The organism is Gordonia liuliyuniae (assembly GCF_021739025.1).
Classification (GTDB): Bacteria; Actinomycetota; Actinomycetes; order Mycobacteriales; family Mycobacteriaceae; genus Gordonia; species Gordonia liuliyuniae.
Genome location: NZ_JAKKOT010000001.1, coordinates 1 through 16,158 on the forward strand (window position 1 = coordinate 1; position 16,158 = coordinate 16,158).

Sequence of the window (16,158 nt, forward strand, 5' to 3'; positions counted from 1 at the left end):
GCCGCCAGCGTTCGTCCTGAGCCAGGATCAAACTCTCCAACAAAAAACATCAAAACAACCAACCCCCCAAAAAAGGGCCAGCAATTTCAACACAAGCCAGAAAGCAAAACCTGACCAATCCAAAAAAACTGACAAAAACAAAAAACTAACAAACAAAAATGTCCGTCAAAAATTCATCCCTGCCACAAAAAATACAAAAAAATGTGGCACAAGAAAAATCCATCACACACTATCGAGTTCTCAAAGAACACACACCCACCAGCACCAACCCAAACAAATCAGGCCGAACTCCAGCGAACACATATTGTTATATCAACCGTTTCAGGCCGACCTTTCCAACCTACCAGAGCGGGTTTCTCCCAGACAAACTCGCTCGGACTTCGTTGCCGAAGTCACAGTTCGTGAGTTGAGATCGTCTGCCCTGGCTGGGGCTGAAATTGTCTGCGCGGCGTCGCGCTGACTTCGAATAAGTTACACACGTCTTGCCGAGGACACCAAATCGGCATGTCAGCGCAGTGTCTCGGGCAAGCGCGCCAACGTGAACAGGCGATCGTCGAAGAATGCGCCGACATGGACGACGGCTCCGCGGACGATGCTGACCACGTCGAGTTGGAATCGGCGCCACACGTCGCCGTCGCGCATGTACATGCCTGCGGCCGGCAGGCCGTTGCAGACGGTCGGGACCATCCTGATGTCGCCTGCGGCAGCGGCCGGGCACTGCATGGCGGTGAGTACGCCGATCTCGGCGGCTCCCCGATACCACCCGGGGAACGGCGGCATCTCCCACACGGCGTCGTCAGCGAGGACTCCGACGACGCCGTCGATGTCGTGGTCGGCGAACGCGCGACAGAATTCGTCGAAGACTGCACGTTCGGTGTCGGTCAGTTCGGATGCGCGACGTCCGTCCTGCCGTGTCCCCTCTCCCACCGTGCGGCGTGCGCGAGCGAGCGCACTGTTCGTTGCCGCGACACTCATGCCCAGTAGGTCTGCGGTCTCGACGGCGCTGAACGCGAGCACTTCCCGCAGAATCAGGACTGCTCGTTGTCTGGCGGGTAGGTCCTGCATCGCCGCGACCATGGCGAGCCCGACGCTCTCTCGGCCCACCACGGTGTCTGCCGGATCGCCGATCGCCGCGTCGGGCAGCGGCTGCAGCCAGAGTCGTTCCTCGGCGGCGATCACCGGCATCCGCGGGTCGGACGGTTCGGTTCCGAGTCCGGTCGGGAGCGGCCGCCGCGACCGGCCGTCCAGCGCGGTGAGGCAGGTGTTGGTCGCGATCGTGTACATCCAGGTGCGGACCGACGAACGTCCCTCGAATCGGTGGAACGCCTTCCACGCTCGCAGGTACACCTCCTGCAGCACGTCTTCCGCATCGGTCGCGGAGCCGAGCATCCGGTAGCAGTGGACGAGCAGTTCCGCGCGGTACGAGGCGGTGGCTGCCTCGAAGGACGGTTCGTCGATCACGCTGTACCCCTTCTCCTCGACGACTCGAGTCAACCCTGCTGCGCCGCGTACGCCTGTGGCCCGACTTCCGCGGCTGCCGGATCCATCCACATGATCTCCCACGCGTGGCCGTCGAGATCGAAGAACGACCGTCCGTACATGAACCCGTGTTCCTCGGTGTCGCCTGCGGTCGCACCGGCGGCCATCGCCTTGTCGACCACGGCATCGACCTCGTCACGACTCTCGGCGCTGAGGCAGACGATGCAGCCGCTCGCCGCGTGCGCGTCGACGACCTCCTTCCCCAGTACGAAGCTCTTGTAGACGTCGCGCTGCAACAGCATCGCGACGATCGAGTCGCCGAGCACGAGTGCGAGCGCGTCGCCGTCGCAGAAGTTGTCGTTGAACTCGTATCCCATCGAGGTGAAGAACGCGCGGGACGCGTCGAGGTCGGCGACGGGCAGGTTCACGAAGATCATCTTGTGCATGGGAGTCCTCCAGGTCAGCGGCGCCTCGGTCGGGTGCCGTCACAGATATAGACCCGCGCCGCACAGCAAACTGGTCGCTCCGGCGAGAAGTCGCGTTCGCCGGATGCATGATGGAGGCATGGCAACCATCGAATTCCACATGGACGGTTCTCTCGCACGCGCGGCGCGACATCTCTGCCGGGTCTCGGTGCGGACCATCGCCCGCAACGCGGAGATCGACCCCGCAGCGCTCCGCAAGTATGAGAAGGGCGCGGACATCCTCGACGAGGCGCAGGTTCAGCGGCTGACCGACGCCCTCGTCACGTACGGGGCGATGTTCGTCGTGGAGGACGAGTTCGGTGGCGTCGGCGTGCGCCGCAAGTTCACGCGCACCGGGGTGCGGATGATCGAGAACTGGGAGAGCGAAGGCGGTCCCGTCGGCGACGATGACGTCTGAGCGAGGCGCCTGATAGGACGTGTAGGGACAGGCCGGGTGGGACTCTCAGCGCGCGAGTGAACAGATCGTCGGTGTGTCGTCCGGCACGCGCAGGACGCTAATCGCGTCGCCCGCGGCGACAGATCCGCGTTTGACGACGCGCAGATACGGTCCTGGCCGACGTTCCTGCGCGAATCGTTTGACCCATCCGTCGCTGTCGTCGCCCATCCAGCGAGCGAACGTCTGGCACGGGATCCGCGGCGACGTGACTTCGACGATCACGTCGTCCCCGATCCGCCACTGTTCGCCGACTCGCGCCGCGTTGACGTCGATGCCTTCGGTTCGCAGATTCTCGCCGAAGAATCCGAACGGGATCTCGCGTCCCAGTTCGCTCTCCCAGAAGTCGATGTCTTCCTGCGCGTACACGTAGATCGCCTTGTCGAGGCCACCGTGATGCTTCCGGTCGACCTGGACGTCGGCGTACAGACCGTAGTCGCCGACTTTGACGGGTCCGTCGACGTGGCCTTTGTCGATCGCGGTGACTCCTGCCCGCCCGGAATCCGGGTGGAGGGCTCGGACGACGCAGACGGCGAGCACAGAGGGCATGGCGTCATGATACGTACCGGTGTTCCGACGCCGGTTACGACGACGCCGCAAGGATCGCTCTCGGGTCGAAGGTCACGTCGACCGTGGAGATCTGGCCGTCCTCGATGTGTGTCCAGTTTGCGACGGCGGTCGCGGGCGCCCCACCCATGGCGAGGTCGAACCAGGTGATCACGTCGGAGCCGTCGGCCACCCGTTTGCGGACGACGATCGAATCGGTGCCTGCGGCCATGCCGGAGAGGCCTGAGAGGAACTCGTCGGGGCCGTTCGCCGTCCCGAACACGCCGGTGAAGCGGCAGTCTGGCGACAGATGTGCGGCGAGATCAGTGAAGTCCTTGCGGGCCCAGCAGTCGAAGTAGAGTTCGGCGATCGCGGTCGGTGTCATCGTTCTCATACATCTATGGTCGCGCGACCGAGATCATCAGTCCAACAGCTGGTTGTTATGAGAGCTAGCATCATTGGTTATGGAACTGCATCAGTTGCGATACCTGGTGGCGGTCGCCGATCTTGGCTCGTTCACCGCGGCCGCCGCTCGCTTGCACGTAAGCCAGTCCGGAGTGTCGGCCCAGATCGCCAAACTGGAGCACGAGGTCGGACATCGCCTGCTCGACCGGCGGGGGCGGACCGTCTCGGCGACGGCCGCCGGTCACGAAGTGCTCCCGCACGCGCGTGCTGCGCTCGCATCGATCGCCACCATCGACGCGGTCAGCGACGAACTGTCCGGCGTGGTACGTGGAAGCCTTCGCCTCGGAACCGTCATCGGCTGCACCGTCCCGGGTTATCTCGCGGGATTCGCCGCGTTCCGCCGCGCCCATCCCGGTGTGAGTGTCAGCGTCGTAGAGTCCAACTCCGACCTGCTCATCGACGATCTCGCGGCAGGCAGGCTCGACGTCGCGCTCGTCGCGCACACCGATCCGCTGCCTGACGAGGTCACCGGACTCACGGTGATCCGGGAACCGGTCGCCGTCGTCGTTCCCGTCGGCCACCCGTGGGCCGCTCGAGACTCGGTCGCGTGCGCCGAACTCGTCGACGTCACCGTGCTGAGCCTGCCGCCCGGTACCGGCGTCCGATCCGCATTGGCGTCGACGTGCGCCGTCGCGCGCGTAGATGTGACACCTGCGGTGGCCGCGCATTCGCCCGATTCGGTCCTCGCCCTCGTCGAACTCGGTAGCGGTGTCGGCGTCCTGACGGCCGCCATGGCCGTCGAGCGGGATGCGTTGGCCGCGATTCCGGTGACGGACTCGGTCGAGACGTCACTGTCGTTGGCCGTGGGTTCGACGCCGTCGGCTGCCGCTCGAGCAATGACCGCCGCACTCGCGAACGAGTTGCTGCCTGCCCAGTGATCAGCCTGCCCAGTAGTCTGCGGTGGTGGATCTGGACGAGTTGAAACGCTTCCCCGACGTGGACGGACCGAGTCTGCCTGCGTCGGACGCCGCGGACCGGCTGATCCTCGACGAGGCCGCCCCCCATCTAGCCGACGCACCACCGGGATCGGTGTCGGTGCTAGACGATGCGTACGGGGCGTTGACGATCGGGGCGTTGACGATCGGGGCGGGGGCCACCGACGTGCGCGTCCACCAGGATCTGCTCACCGGACAGCGGGCCCTCGCCGCGAACGCCGACCGCCTCGGTGTCGGTGGAGTCCACCCGCTCGGGTTCGCTCCGGAGGTCGTTGACGGCGCGCGTGTGGTGCTCATGCGCCTGCCGCGGTCGCTCGACCGGCTGGCCGAGGTGTCGGCGCTCATCGCAGCCAACGCGGACCCCGGCGTGGTCGTCGTCGCGGGTGGTCGGATCAAGCACATGTCGACGCAGATGAACGAGGTGCTCCGCGGATCGTTCGGGCGCGTGGACGTCAGCCATGCGCGGCAGAAGTCGCGGGTGCTGTTCGCGCGGGCGCCGAGGCGAGAGGCCGCCACCGAGCTTCTCGCTTCGTGGCCCAGGTCGGAGACCCACGACGGGCTGACCGTCGTCGCGCACGGCGGCGTGTTCGCAGGGGCCCGCATCGACATCGGCACGCGTTTGCTGCTCGAGGTGCTCACCGACGCGGTGCCGGTCGCGTCGACCGCCGTCGACCTCGCATGCGGCAACGGAGTCGTCGGCGCCGCGTTGGCGCTCGCCCGGCCTGCAGTGACTGTGACGGCGACCGACCGCTCCGCGGCCGCTGTCCGATCGGCCCGAGCGACCGCAGATGCGAACGGTGTCGCCGACCGGGTCGACGTCGTGCAGGCGGACGGCCTCGAATCCGTCGGGTCCGGATCACAGGAGCTCATCGCGTTGAATCCGCCGTTCCACGACGATGCGGCCCTCTCGACGGGCATCGCACATCATCTGTTCGCCGAAGCTGCGCGCACGCTCGCGAGGGGCGGTGAACTGTGGTGCGTCTGGAATTCGCACCTGCGCTACCGCGGGTCACTCGAACGGATAGTCGGCCCGACGAGGCAGGTCGCGCGGAACGCGAAGTTCACGGTGACGGCGTCCGTGCGCCGCTGATCACACGTCGTCAGCGCGGCAGGAGACCGTCCAGCACGACGGTCAGGTACTGGTCGGCGATCTCGTCGATCGACTTCGCGCCGCCCGGCCGATACCAGCGGACCGCAACCCAGACGGTGTCGCGGAGGAACCGGTACACCAGGTCGACATCGAGATCGGGGCGGAATTCTCCGTCGTCGACGCCGCGCTGAAGCGCCGACGCCCAGAGGGCACGGAATTCGATGTTGCGTTCGTTGATGTAGGAGAAGCGCTCCTGCCCGCCGAGCTGACGGGCCTCGTTCTGATAGATGGCGACCGCGGTGTGCCGCGCGTCGATCGACTCGAAGGACGCGATCACGAACTGGCGCAGCGTATCTGCCGCGTCCAGGCTGGCCGCGTCGATCTCCTGGTAGCGGGCGAAGAGCGTGTCCAGGAAGCCACGGAGCAGTTCGTCGACCATCGACTCCTTCGAGTCGAAATGGTGGTACAGGCTCCCCGACAGGATGCCCGCGGCATCGGCGATGTCACGAACAGTTGTCGATCGCAGACCGCGTTCGGCGAACAGTTCGCCCGCGATCCCGAGCAGTTGGTCTCGCCGGGCCGAGCCCGCCGCGGTCGACTTCGCCGCCACCATGTGCCTCCATTCACCTGCCTACCGATCCACCCTAGCAAGTGCTTGGTTTCGCTGGCGGGACGGCATTCGCCAGCGGCGACAGCAAAGGCGAGACCCCGCGAGCTACCGGGCTCGCGGGGTCTCGACGTCGCCCGACCAGCGGGTCGGGGAGAACGGGTCAGCCCTTGGCGGACTTCCGCGAAGCGCGCCCCTGGAGGAAGCGCCACATCGTCATCTGCATCTTGGTCAGACGCTTGTCGCTCTTGGTGAACGGCGCCGACATGATCTGCGCGAAGCTGATCGGCATCGTCGAGACCGTCACCGCGCGGGCGTGGCTGAACGTCTCGAAACCGAACTTGCCGTGGTAGCTGCCCATGCCGGACTTGCCGACGCCGCCGAACGGCAGACCGCTCGACAACAGGTGCAGCGCGAAGTCGTTTCCGCTGATCGAGCCGCTGCGCGTGTTGTCGGCGACGCGCTGCAAGTTCTCGTTGTCCTTGCCGACCCAGTACAGGGTGAGCGGATGGCCCGCCGAATTGATCTTGTCGATCGCCTCAGCCAGGTTGCGGTACGGGTAGACGGTCAGGACCGGGCCGAAGACCTCGTCCTCCTCCACCTTCATCCCCGCCTTCACACCGGTCAGCAGGGTCGGCGGAATCTTGCGCGCCTGTGCGTTCGGCAGATCCTCGCCCGCCGGGATCACCTGATGCTTGGTGGCGCCGAGCTCCACAGCGTCGTCGATCAGCCCGACGATACGGGTGTAGTTCTTCTCGTTGATCGTCGACGTGTACTCGCCGTTCTTGAGGATCGTCGGGAAATTCTTGGTCCAGCGTGCGACGACCTTCTCGGCGAACTCGCCGACCTTGCTCTCCGGGACGAAGACGTAGTCGGGGCACAGGCAGACCTGCCCACCGTTCACCATGCGAGCGTCGGCGAGGAAGTTCGCAGCCTCGGTGATGTCCTGCACCGGGTCGACGATCGCCGGGTTCTTCCCGCCGAGTTCGAGCGTCACCGGGGTGAGGTTCTTCGCGGCTTCCTGCGCGACCGACTTGCCGACCTCGGGCGAACCGGTGAAGAACATGTGGTCGACGTCGAGCTTCGCGAAGTCCGCGCCGCCGCCGTGCTTGCTGGTGACGACGGCGAACTCCTCGATCGAGAAGTAGTCGGGAGCGACCCGCGCGATGACGTCGGTGGTCTTCGCGGTGACCGACGACGGGCGCATCAGCACCCGGTTACCTGCGGCGAACGCCGAACCGGCAGGAACGATCGTCAGCTGCAGCGGGAAGTTCCACGGCCCCATGATGCCGACGACACCGAGCGGCTCGTGACGCAGGCGCTGCTTGTAACCGAGCAACCCCTGCAGCTTGGCGACGTTCTCCTCCTTCATCCACTTCTCGGCGTCGCGCCGCTGGTGGGTGAGGTCGATCATGCAGCCCGCGACGTCCGCGGCGATGGACAGTTCCCTCGGACGCGTGCCGAAGTCTTCGTTGAGCGCCTCGGTGATCTCGTCGGCGTGGTCGAGGAGCATCTGGCCGAGTCGGTTGATGCGGCTGACGCGAGTCTTCGCGTCGGGGATCCCGTCACGCAGGAACGCGGCCTTCTGGATCTCGAGCAGCTCAGTCAGGCCATGCGCTTCGGACGACACCTTGTCGCCGGCACGCACCACAGTTTCTGCAGGCTTGGTCATTGGGACCCTCCACTTCATGGCGAACCGCCATCGGTTGAGACAAATTCTGAAACTCATCCCAGCGTACCGGTCTCGTGGGATGAATCACAGAGGCATGCCTTGTAACCTCGCGAACTCGCGTCCCGACGCGGTCAGCTCGTCGAGAGTGCCCGATTCGACGATCCGGCCGCCGCCGAGTACGAGGATCCGGTCGGCGAGGGCGAGCGTCGAACGACGATGCGTCACCACGACGGACGTCGTGCGACGCCGCAGCTCAGAGACCCCTCGTTGGATCAGCAACTCCGATCGTGGGTCTGCGGCGCTCGTCGCCTCGTCGAGGATGAGGATGCGGGGTCGCGCGGCCAACGCACGCGCCACCGCGACCAACTGTTTCTCCCCCGCACTCAACGTGTCGTGGTCGCCCGACACCCGGGTGCCGCGCCCACCGGGGAGTACCGCGACGATCTCGTCGATGACGTCCGACCGTGCGTCACCGCCGAAGTCGATGTTCTCCCCGACCGTGCCGGAGAACAGCCACGGCTCTTGAGCTACGACCGCGAGTTGTGCGCGCGCCTCGGTGCGGGTCCAACCGGCGATGTCGCTGCCGTCGACGGTGATCGACCCCGCGTCCGGATCGTAGAAGCGCTGCATGAGCGAGGTGATGGTCGTCTTGCCCGATCCGCTCGCGCCGACGATCGCGACCGTCTGGCCAGGCTCGACAACGAAGTCGACGCCGTCGAGGACCGGCCGGTCCGCGTCGTAGGAGAACGAGACGTCGTCGAACACGATGCGCGGCGGCCGAGAGTGCCGTCCGCTGGACGTCGGCGGTGGATCATCGATCGCGGGCGCGGACTCGGCGGGCTGCGCGAGGAACTCGCGGACGCGTCCGTAGGAGACCAGCCCAGACTGAAGGCGAGGCAGCGTGCTTGCGAGGGACGAGACCTGATTGGACAACTGGCTGGCATACATGACGACCGCCTGCAGCGCGCCGAGGGTGACCGCGCCGTCGAGCATCTTCACGGCCCCGAACACGGCGATCGCGATGAACACGAGCGCGTTGCACACGGTCATGATCGGCGACAGCGAACCGCTCCACGTCTGACCGGCGCGGGTCGCGTGCGCCAGCCGGGTGTTGAGTCGGTCGAAATTCCTCGCGGGCCCGTCGTGCGCGGAGTAGGCGGCGAGCATGTCGCGGGCCGAGTAGACGTCCTCGATGTGCGCGGTGAGGTCGGACGTGGTGGACCACTGCCGCTGCATGTGCGGCCGCGCGCGGCGGAGCACGAGAACGGATGCGATGACGACCAGCGGCACCGACGCGACGGCGACCCCGAGGAAGAACGGCGACACCAGACCGAGTGCGACGAGGACGAACACGATCGTCGCGACGATGACCGGCAATTGAACGAACACCGGTCCGATCGCCGTCGCCAGATTGTCGACGTCGACGGTGGTGGTGTTCAGAATGTGCCCACGCCGTCCCCCGTCGACGGTAGACATCGGCAGCCGGTGGACAGTGCGTTCGAGCGCCGTCCGGATCCGGCGGACCGTGTCCTGAACGAATGCGTTGAGAAGCAGTCCGCTGGCCGATCTGGCCGCGAGGATCGCCGCGATGAGACCGAATCCCTGCCCGGTGCGAGTCCACAGTTCCGGCCAGTCCACGCCGTGCCCGGGGACGGCCCCGCTCCGGGCGACGAGGTTGGCGGTCAAGTCATCGCCGCCCGCACGGTAGGCGTCGACGACCTGGTCGAGGGAGACACCGGACGGCAGACGCGAACCGATCGCTCCAGCGAAGACGACATCGGTCAGCTGTCCGAGGACGTACGGAAGCAGGACGGTCGCCGCTGTCGCGACGAGCGCGGCGACGAGTGCGAGGACGATCCTGGCCTTGCCCCGTGCGATCACGTACCCACCTCAGCCGCAGTGAGTTCCCGGTAGACGCTCGACTCGGCCACGAGGTCCCGGTGAGTCCCGACGTCGACCACGGCGCCTCTGTCGAGGACTGCGATCTGATGCGCGTCGGCGAGGCTCCCGATCTGTTGTGCCGCCGCGATCACGGTGGTGTCCGGCAGCTTCCGGCGTACGCCGTCCAGGGCTGCGGCGGCCGTCGCCCGGTCCATCGCGGAGAACGCGTCGTCGAGCACCAGTACGCGCGGTGCCCGGACGATCGCGCGAGCGAGCGCGAGACGTTGTCGTTGTCCGCCGGAGAAGTTGCGTCCGCCCTGCGTGACGACACTGTCGAGACCGTGTCGATCGCGCAGCGCACTAGCGACCCGAACCGCACCGAGCGCCGACCAGAGGACGTCGTCGGTGGCATCCCGATCGGCCAACCGAAGATTGTCCGCGATCGTGCCCGCGACGAGCTGGTGCTCCCCGCCGACATGCGCGACAACGGCTCGCAGCGCGGTCAACCCGACCCGGTCGGTGCGAACTCCGCCGACCCGGACTGATCCCTCTGAGGTCTCGACGATTCGTGCGACGGTCGCGAGCAGGGTGCTCTTTCCGCTCGACGTGCCGCCGATTACCGCGGTGACCTCACCGCCGGCGCATGTCAGGGTCACCGAGCTGACCGCTGGCCGAGTCGCATCCGGATAGTCGACGGTGACGGCGTCGAAGCGGACCTCGAGCGGCGCGGACGCGAACTCGGCCGTCCCCCCGCCTGTGGGCTCGTCGGCGGCGCCGAGCACCTCGCGGATCCGCTCCGCTCCGGCGTTCGCCCGCGGCCACACGGTGGCGATCGGCAAGAACAGGATCAGACCGGACACGACCTGGCCGAGATATCCGGTGAAGGCAGTCAGGTCACCGATCGTCATCTGTGATCGGTCGATCAGGTCAGCGGCCCACACTGTGGCCGCGACCGTGCCGACGTTCGTCACCGCGAGGGTGACCGGCCCGAAGAGCGCCTGCACCGCCCCCACTCTGCGGGCGAGTGCGGTGAGACCGGCGTTCGCCTCGTCGAACCGCTCGCCGACCGCCGCTTCCCTGCCGAACACCCGGATCACGCGAACGCCCGAGAGCTGTTCTCGCAGGGACAGACTCACGCGGTCGACGGCACGCTGCAGCTGACGAGACAGCGGAGTCAGGGCAACGACGAAGACGCCGACGAGCACGACGAGCACCACTGCGACCGCGCCGATGACCGGCGAGAGCCGGACGGATTGGCGGATCGAGAGGACGACGGCGCCGACCGTGACGAGAGGCGCAGTGACCGCGGTGGCCGCGAGCACGAACACCGCCTGAATCACGAGGTTGACATCGATTGTCGACCGGGTCAGCAGGGTCGGCGTACCGAGACTCCGGTACTCGACGGCGATCATCCGGGTGGTTCGACGGTACATCCGCGAGCGCAGATCAGCACCCACGTCGGCCGCCAACCGGGAGGCACACGCCACGGCGACGATTGACGCGACGGCTCCGATTGCGACGACGGCGAGCATGAGCAGACCGATGCGTTCGATGTAGCCGACATCACCTGCCACCACACCGGAGTCGACGATGTGCGCGTTCAGCGTCGGCTGCGCGAGCGCCGCCGACATCGCGACGATCTGCGCGAGGACGATCGACGCGACGCGTCGTTTGTGCGAACCGACCGCGGCCCGGATGAGCTCGACGATCGCCGAATCGCGGATCAAGCGCCGATCGCGCGGCTCAACTGCGGCCACGACTTGTGCAGTTGGTCCTGCCAGTACGGCCACGAGTGTGTTCCACCGATCGGACGGTCGACGGTGGCCGGAATGCGCAACTGCTGCAGGCGCGACGCCAACTGTTCGGTGCACATGCGGGTGGCGGCCTCGATGACTCCACCGGTGACGATCCGGTCTCCGAGCGTCGCGACGTTCGGCACCTCCGACAGGTTGTCGTGCGCGCCCGGCAGTCCGGTGGCGGCGCTCAGATACAGGGACACCCCGCGCAGCCCTTCCGCGTTGATGATCGGGTCGTTCTGCTTCCAGAGCGGTCCGCGCAGCTCACCCCACATGTTGCGGACGTTGCCGCCGCCTCGTGTCTCGACGACGATGCGGATGAAGAGCGTGCCGTGTTCGGTCGACGTGCTCGCACAGCCGCTGTACGAACCGACCGCTTCGTACAGTCCGCGGTTCGCGATCGCCAGATTGAGGACCGACGTCGCAGACGACGAGATCCCGGCGATCGCGTTCTTGCCGGTAGTCGGGTACGTGCCGTCGATGACGGGCGGCAGTTCGTCCGCGAGGAACGTCGCCCACTTGTTGACTCCGAGCTTCTCGTCGGTCTTGACCCAGTCGGTGTAGTACGAGAAGGCGCCCTGCATCGGGATCACGACGTACACGTTCTTGTCGGCGAAGAACTTCACGATGTCGGTGTTCCGCTGCCACGTCGCGGAGTCCTCGCCGCCGCCTGCGCCGTTGAGGAGGTACAGGACCGGTGCGGGTTTCGATGTGTCCTTCGGGGTCAGGACGGTCAGTGGGATGTCGCGCCCCATGGACGGCGAGTGCACGGTGATGTCGCGCATCTGGTCGGCCACCGTCGTCGAGCTGACGAGCCTGCCGGGAGAGGCGTGGACGATCCCGGCGGTGAGCCCGGAGAGCGCCAGTGCAGCGGCAGTCACCCCTATAACGAACCGGAGGGCAACGAATCGGAGGATGAAGCGGGGGGCGGAACGGAGGGAGAGGTGCGGGCGCGTCATGAATGGCTCCTCGGGGCGCGCGGAGGCGCGGGATGGACTGCAGGGCGGGGTCGGTCAGGTACTGCTGACGGGCGGCGGACGCTCGGAGGTGAGGCCGTAGAGCGTGGTCTGTTCGTCGAACTCGACGGTCGCGAACTCGGTCACGCCCCAGCCGTTCACATAGAGGTCGCGGAGCCGTTCGAGGCCGGTCCACACGTAGAAGCGGGTCCCGTTGACGATGCAGAAGTCTTCGACGGTGCGCACGAGCGCTCGGATCACACCGCTGCTTCGTGCTTCGGGGATCACGGCGGCCAGCGGCATGCTGACCGCGCCCGGCTCAGGCGAGGGCAAGGCCGGCCTGTTCCAGAATTCGAGGAGCCGTCGCGCGACCTCGGGATGCGAGGTCAGGAACTCGAGGTCGTCAGGATGTACGCCCGCGCCCGTACCGGGCGAGGTCGCGTCGACCGCGGTCGGGTACCAGACGAGAAGTCCGAGCAGCCCGGGTTCGCCGTCGACGCCGACTACGTGACCGGCCGCGATCAACGGTCTCAGGAGCACGCGCGCGAGTCCGGACCGCGCTGTGCGATCGTCGACGTGCTCACCGAGGACCCACTCGTAGACCGGCATCTCGGCGAGGCCGTCGCCGAGGACGACCGCGGCCGCCGACAAGTCGTCGCGGGTCAACCCACGCGCCGATGCGGTAGGCGACTTCGACGTCATGGCGGCTCCTTCGTGGTGCGTCGCGTGCTTCATACGGGGTTGCTTCAGACGGGGAACGGGCCGCGGCGCAGTGTGCGCCGCGGCCCGAGGTGTCGCCGTCAGCCGAACTGGCTGCCGCCTTCGCTGGTCGAACCGATGTCGCCGAGCAGAGCATTGATGGTCTTCATCAGGTCGTTGATGCCGGAGATATCTGGGATCTCAGCCATGAGGTTGCCTTTCGTCGTGGATGGGACGAGCCACGCTGCGTCGTCGCGTCGGTACCTGGCGCCATGTCGCTTCTGTGGTTCACTCGGACCATAACCAGTAGTTCGAACGGAGCATCCCGGGTCACTGGATCAAGTGATCGAACCGTTATAAATCCGGCAGAATCATGCCAACGGACGACCCACCACCTGACGAGGATCAACCGCCCGAAAACCGGGCCTGACCTGACTTCTCCGAGCCCTTCCGAGCACCAATTCTCAACTGGAATCGCCGTGTGTCACATCAGCCACCCGCGCATCATTCAGCGAGCGAATCGACCCGGTCGAGCCCGTTCGGCGGCAGCACAATTCTGTGCCAGCCGCTGACGCGGACACCTGTCGACCTCGTGCGGTCAATCCGGATGCTTGACCGACTCGAACGTCCGGTCCGGCCAGAAGAACGGGAGCCTGATGCGTGCGAACTTCCACGCCCCGCCCTCTTTCTGATAGTCGTCCTCGTACATGCCGAGGTAGTCCAGGGGGTTCGCGTGGCCACCTGTGGTGGTGCAGTGACCGCTGCCCGCCTTCTGTCTGGTCAGCAGATCGATGAGGTAGCAGCGGCCGTGCGCGCTGTCTGATCCGGTCAGCGTGATCCACGGGTTGGTGACGACGTGCATCGTGTCGTACGGCTCGCCCAACCGGTCGAGTTCACGGGTGAAGTTCGCGATGATGGTGTCGCGGCCGATCCAGTCACCGCCGCACTCTTCCGGGAATTCGCACACCGCGTCTTCGCAGAACAGCGTCGTCAGGCCCGCGACGTCGTGCCCGTCGAAGTAGTTCGAGTAGCCGATTCGGAGCTGCCGAATTTCCTCTATCTGCAGGAGCTCGTCGATTGTCATGTGGGACTGCCGCACGATCAGGTGACAGTTTCGGTGTCATGCCGCGAGGCTCGCGGCAGGGTTCATGATGGTCTCGTATTCGATGGGGGTCAATCGGCCCAGACGAGCCTGGCGGCGTCGGCGGTGATAGGCCCTCTGGATCCAGGTGGTGATCGCGATCCGCAGTTCCTCTCGGGTCCGCCAGCGCTTGCGGTCCAGTACATTCTTCTGCAACAGAGCGAAGAACGATTTCATCGCGGAATTGTCGCCGCCGCGCCGACCTGGCCCATCGATCCGATGAGGTGATGACGGCTCAGGGCATGGACGAATTTCCGTGACCGGAACTGGGCGAGTTCGATACACCTCTTAGGTTTTCGGCCAACGAGTCCGGGCGGCGGGCTCCTTGGACTAACCTGGGTCTTTCGTGGGTGAATTCGACTCGCCCGGCATGCTATACGAAGAAAGGTGCTCTCACCTGCGATAATCGTTCTTGCGACAGTCCGATTACGCCAGAGTGAGGGAGCACCCTTCTGGTGAGCAACTCTACCGTGTTCTACCCGTATATCCAGGCCACCGGCGATGGGGAGAACCTCGTGTCCCACGCCGGAACCGTGTTGTTGACCCGGACCGTCGAGGTCGCAGGCCTGGCAGCAGAGTTGTCGGCCGCGCTCGCGCCGTGGCGCAAGCCGTTCGCGACCCATGATCCAGGCAAGATCGTCGCCGACCTCGCGGTGGCGTTGGTCGCTGGCGGCGACTGCCTCGCCGACATGTCTACCATCCGCGAACGTCCCGACACCTTCGGTCATGTTGCTTCGGACCCGACCGTGTCCCGCTTGATCTCGTCGCTGGCGCAGTCGCCGGTCCAGGCCTTGTCAGCGATCGCCGCCGCGCGAGCTGCGACTCGGGCACACGTGTGGTCGCTGGCCGGCGCCACCGCACCGAACCACGACATCTCAGCGAAGAAGCCGCTGGTCATCGACCTCGATGCGACCCTGGTCACCGCGCATTCTGACAAGCAGTCGGCGGCAGGAAACTATAAGGGCGGCTACGGATTTCATCCGATGACCGCGTTCATCGACCACGGGTCCGGCGGCACCGGAGAAGCCGGAACGATCCTGCTGCGACCAGGCAATGCCGGATCGAACACCGCCGCAGATCACATCAGCGCCACCCGCGCTGCGTTGGCGCAGATCCCCGACCTACCGACACGGCCTGGTCGCAAGGTCCTGATCCGCACCGATTCGGCCGGCGCCTCCCACGACTTCCTCGAGTACCTGCACACGCAGCGAGTCTCATACTCTGTCGGGTTCGGGCTGGACGCGCGTTTGGGCGAGATCATCGACCGACTCCCGACGCAGGCGTGGACCCCGGCCTACAACAGTGACCGTGAGCCTCGAGAGGGTGCTGACGTCGCCGAACTGACAGGGGTCATCGACCTCACGGGATGGCCGGCCGGGATGCGGGTGATCGTGCGGCGCGAGAAACCGCATCCCGGTGCCCAACTACGGATCACCGACCGGAACGGGTGGCGACTGACCGCGTTCGCCACCAACACCACCAGCGGGCAGCTCGCGGATCTGGAACTGCGTCACCGGCGGCGTGCTCGATGCGAAGATCGGATCCGGCAGAGCAAGGACTGCGGCCTGCTGAACCTGCCGTTGTTCTCGTTCGCGCAGAATCAGGTGTGGACGGCGATCGTGGCGTTGGCGTTCGACCTGAACGCGTGGATGCAGATGCTGGCGTTGACCAGTACGAACGCGCGAACCTGGGAGTTGAAGACATTGCGTCTTCGGTTGTTCGCGATTGCAGCCCGTCTGGCGCGGCACGCTCGCCGACGGCGGCTGCGGTTCGATACCCAAGCCAAGTACACCGGCCTGCTCATCGCCGGGCTTGATCGCCTCGACGCATTCACCAACACCAGTTGACCATCAGCTTCGCCTGTATCCGAACGATCTGAAGGGCACTCTCCGGGCCTGTGAAACCCGGCCGCGATCCGGCGGCATCCGGCCAGCCTGTCGTACCCGACCTGCATAATCGGCTCCGCCGCAATC

General features: G+C 66.0%; 16 protein-coding genes and 1 pseudogene. 5 read left to right on the forward strand and 12 right to left on the reverse strand.

Going from position 1 to position 16,158, the window contains the following annotated elements:
- On the forward strand, positions 1-460 hold a 460-nt coding region (locus tag L5G28_RS00005; RefSeq protein WP_236999787.1), incomplete at its 5' end, for a hypothetical protein.
- Between the two features lie 47 nt (positions 461-507).
- Here L5G28_RS00005 and L5G28_RS00010 read toward each other — a convergent pair.
- A complete protein-coding gene (locus L5G28_RS00010) occupies positions 508-1,461 on the reverse strand; it encodes a sigma-70 family RNA polymerase sigma factor (RefSeq protein ID WP_236999788.1) in 954 nt (317 codons plus the stop codon).
- A gap of 29 nt (positions 1,462-1,490) precedes the next feature.
- Positions 1,491-1,925, reverse strand: coding sequence for a VOC family protein (locus L5G28_RS00015; protein ID WP_236999789.1), 435 nt, complete (start codon positions 1,923-1,925; stop codon positions 1,491-1,493).
- A 118-nt stretch (positions 1,926-2,043) separates the two neighbouring features.
- Here L5G28_RS00015 and L5G28_RS00020 point away from each other — a divergent pair, with 118 nt between their 5' ends.
- Positions 2,044-2,361 carry an XRE family transcriptional regulator gene (locus tag L5G28_RS00020; RefSeq protein WP_236996857.1) on the forward strand — a complete coding sequence of 106 codons (318 nt, stop codon included), beginning with the start codon at positions 2,044-2,046 and terminating at the stop codon, positions 2,359-2,361.
- Positions 2,362-2,406: 45 nt separating this feature from the next.
- On the opposite strand, the gene L5G28_RS00025 is transcribed toward L5G28_RS00020, so the two are convergent.
- Both L5G28_RS00025 and L5G28_RS00030 read right to left on the reverse strand, forming a co-directional pair.
- Positions 2,407-2,946, reverse strand: a complete 540-nt coding sequence (locus L5G28_RS00025; RefSeq protein ID WP_236999790.1) for an MOSC domain-containing protein — start codon at positions 2,944-2,946, stop codon at positions 2,407-2,409.
- Positions 2,947-2,980: 34 nt separating this feature from the next.
- Positions 2,981-3,337: a nuclear transport factor 2 family protein gene (locus tag L5G28_RS00030; protein WP_236999791.1), complete on the reverse strand. Its 357-nt coding sequence runs from the start codon at positions 3,335-3,337 to the stop codon at positions 2,981-2,983.
- Positions 3,338-3,407: 70 nt separating this feature from the next.
- Here L5G28_RS00030 and L5G28_RS00035 point away from each other — a divergent pair, with 70 nt between their 5' ends.
- Both L5G28_RS00035 and L5G28_RS00040 read left to right on the forward strand, forming a co-directional pair.
- Positions 3,408-4,286, forward strand: coding sequence for a LysR family transcriptional regulator (locus L5G28_RS00035; RefSeq protein WP_236999792.1), 879 nt, complete (start codon positions 3,408-3,410; stop codon positions 4,284-4,286).
- 25 nt (positions 4,287-4,311) lie between these two features.
- On the forward strand, positions 4,312-5,433 hold the full coding sequence (locus tag L5G28_RS00040; protein ID WP_236999793.1) for a class I SAM-dependent methyltransferase: 1,122 nt from the start codon (positions 4,312-4,314) through the stop codon (positions 5,431-5,433).
- A gap of 10 nt (positions 5,434-5,443) precedes the next feature.
- On the opposite strand, the gene L5G28_RS00045 is transcribed toward L5G28_RS00040, so the two are convergent.
- From L5G28_RS00045 to L5G28_RS00080, 8 genes and pseudogenes are all read right to left on the reverse strand, one after another.
- Entirely contained in the window at positions 5,444-6,046 is a 603-nt protein-coding gene (locus tag L5G28_RS00045; RefSeq protein ID WP_236996852.1) for a TetR/AcrR family transcriptional regulator, read from the reverse strand.
- Between the two features lie 157 nt (positions 6,047-6,203).
- Complete coding sequence (locus tag L5G28_RS00050) at positions 6,204-7,712, reverse strand: aldehyde dehydrogenase family protein (protein ID WP_236999794.1); 1,509 nt, start codon at positions 7,710-7,712, stop codon at positions 6,204-6,206.
- An 84-nt stretch (positions 7,713-7,796) separates the two neighbouring features.
- On the reverse strand, positions 7,797-9,593 hold the full coding sequence (locus tag L5G28_RS19360; RefSeq protein ID WP_236999795.1) for an ABC transporter ATP-binding protein: 1,797 nt from the start codon (positions 9,591-9,593) through the stop codon (positions 7,797-7,799).
- A complete protein-coding gene (locus L5G28_RS00060; RefSeq protein ID WP_236999796.1) occupies positions 9,590-11,350 on the reverse strand; it encodes an ABC transporter ATP-binding protein in 1,761 nt (586 codons plus the stop codon). The genes L5G28_RS19360 and L5G28_RS00060 overlap by 4 nt, the downstream gene beginning before the upstream one ends.
- Positions 11,317-12,348: an alpha/beta hydrolase gene (locus L5G28_RS00065; protein WP_265743571.1), complete on the reverse strand. Its 1,032-nt coding sequence runs from the start codon at positions 12,346-12,348 to the stop codon at positions 11,317-11,319. The genes L5G28_RS00060 and L5G28_RS00065 overlap by 34 nt, the downstream gene beginning before the upstream one ends.
- A 54-nt stretch (positions 12,349-12,402) precedes the next feature.
- On the reverse strand, positions 12,403-13,047 hold the full coding sequence (locus tag L5G28_RS00070; RefSeq protein ID WP_236999798.1) for a hypothetical protein: 645 nt from the start codon (positions 13,045-13,047) through the stop codon (positions 12,403-12,405).
- A 595-nt stretch (positions 13,048-13,642) separates the two neighbouring features.
- Entirely contained in the window at positions 13,643-14,128 is a 486-nt protein-coding gene (locus L5G28_RS00075; RefSeq protein WP_236999799.1) for a nuclear transport factor 2 family protein, read from the reverse strand.
- Between the two features lie 36 nt (positions 14,129-14,164).
- A pseudogene (locus L5G28_RS00080) lies at positions 14,165-14,457 on the reverse strand (integrase core domain-containing protein); the annotation flags it as partial.
- Positions 14,458-14,640: 183 nt separating this feature from the next.
- On the opposite strand from L5G28_RS00080, the gene L5G28_RS00085 reads away from it, so the two are divergent.
- Positions 14,641-16,032, forward strand: coding sequence for an IS1380 family transposase (locus L5G28_RS00085; RefSeq protein WP_236999800.1), 1,392 nt, complete (start codon positions 14,641-14,643; stop codon positions 16,030-16,032).
- Positions 16,033-16,158: the final 126 nt, after the last annotated feature.

Bases quoted from the DNA above. Each gene is read 5' to 3' on its own strand.
- L5G28_RS00015 (WP_236999789.1), bottom strand. From the start codon at position 1,925: ATGCACAAGATGATCTTCGTGAACCTGCCCGTCGCCGACCTCGACGCG.
- L5G28_RS00020 (WP_236996857.1), top strand. From the start codon at position 2,044: ATGGCAACCATCGAATTCCACATGGACGGTTCTCTCGCACGCGCGGCG.
- L5G28_RS00025 (WP_236999790.1), bottom strand. From the start codon at position 2,946: ATGCCCTCTGTGCTCGCCGTCTGCGTCGTCCGAGCCCTCCACCCGGAT.
- L5G28_RS00030 (WP_236999791.1), bottom strand. From the start codon at position 3,337: ATGAGAACGATGACACCGACCGCGATCGCCGAACTCTACTTCGACTGC.
- L5G28_RS00035 (WP_236999792.1), top strand. From the start codon at position 3,408: ATGGAACTGCATCAGTTGCGATACCTGGTGGCGGTCGCCGATCTTGGC.
- L5G28_RS00045 (WP_236996852.1), bottom strand. From the start codon at position 6,046: ATGGTGGCGGCGAAGTCGACCGCGGCGGGCTCGGCCCGGCGAGACCAA.
- L5G28_RS00050 (WP_236999794.1), bottom strand. From the start codon at position 7,712: ATGACCAAGCCTGCAGAAACTGTGGTGCGTGCCGGCGACAAGGTGTCG.
- L5G28_RS00065 (WP_265743571.1), bottom strand. From the start codon at position 12,348: ATGACGCGCCCGCACCTCTCCCTCCGTTCCGCCCCCCGCTTCATCCTC.
- L5G28_RS00070 (WP_236999798.1), bottom strand. From the start codon at position 13,047: ATGACGTCGAAGTCGCCTACCGCATCGGCGCGTGGGTTGACCCGCGAC.
- L5G28_RS00075 (WP_236999799.1), bottom strand. From the start codon at position 14,128: ATGACAATCGACGAGCTCCTGCAGATAGAGGAAATTCGGCAGCTCCGA.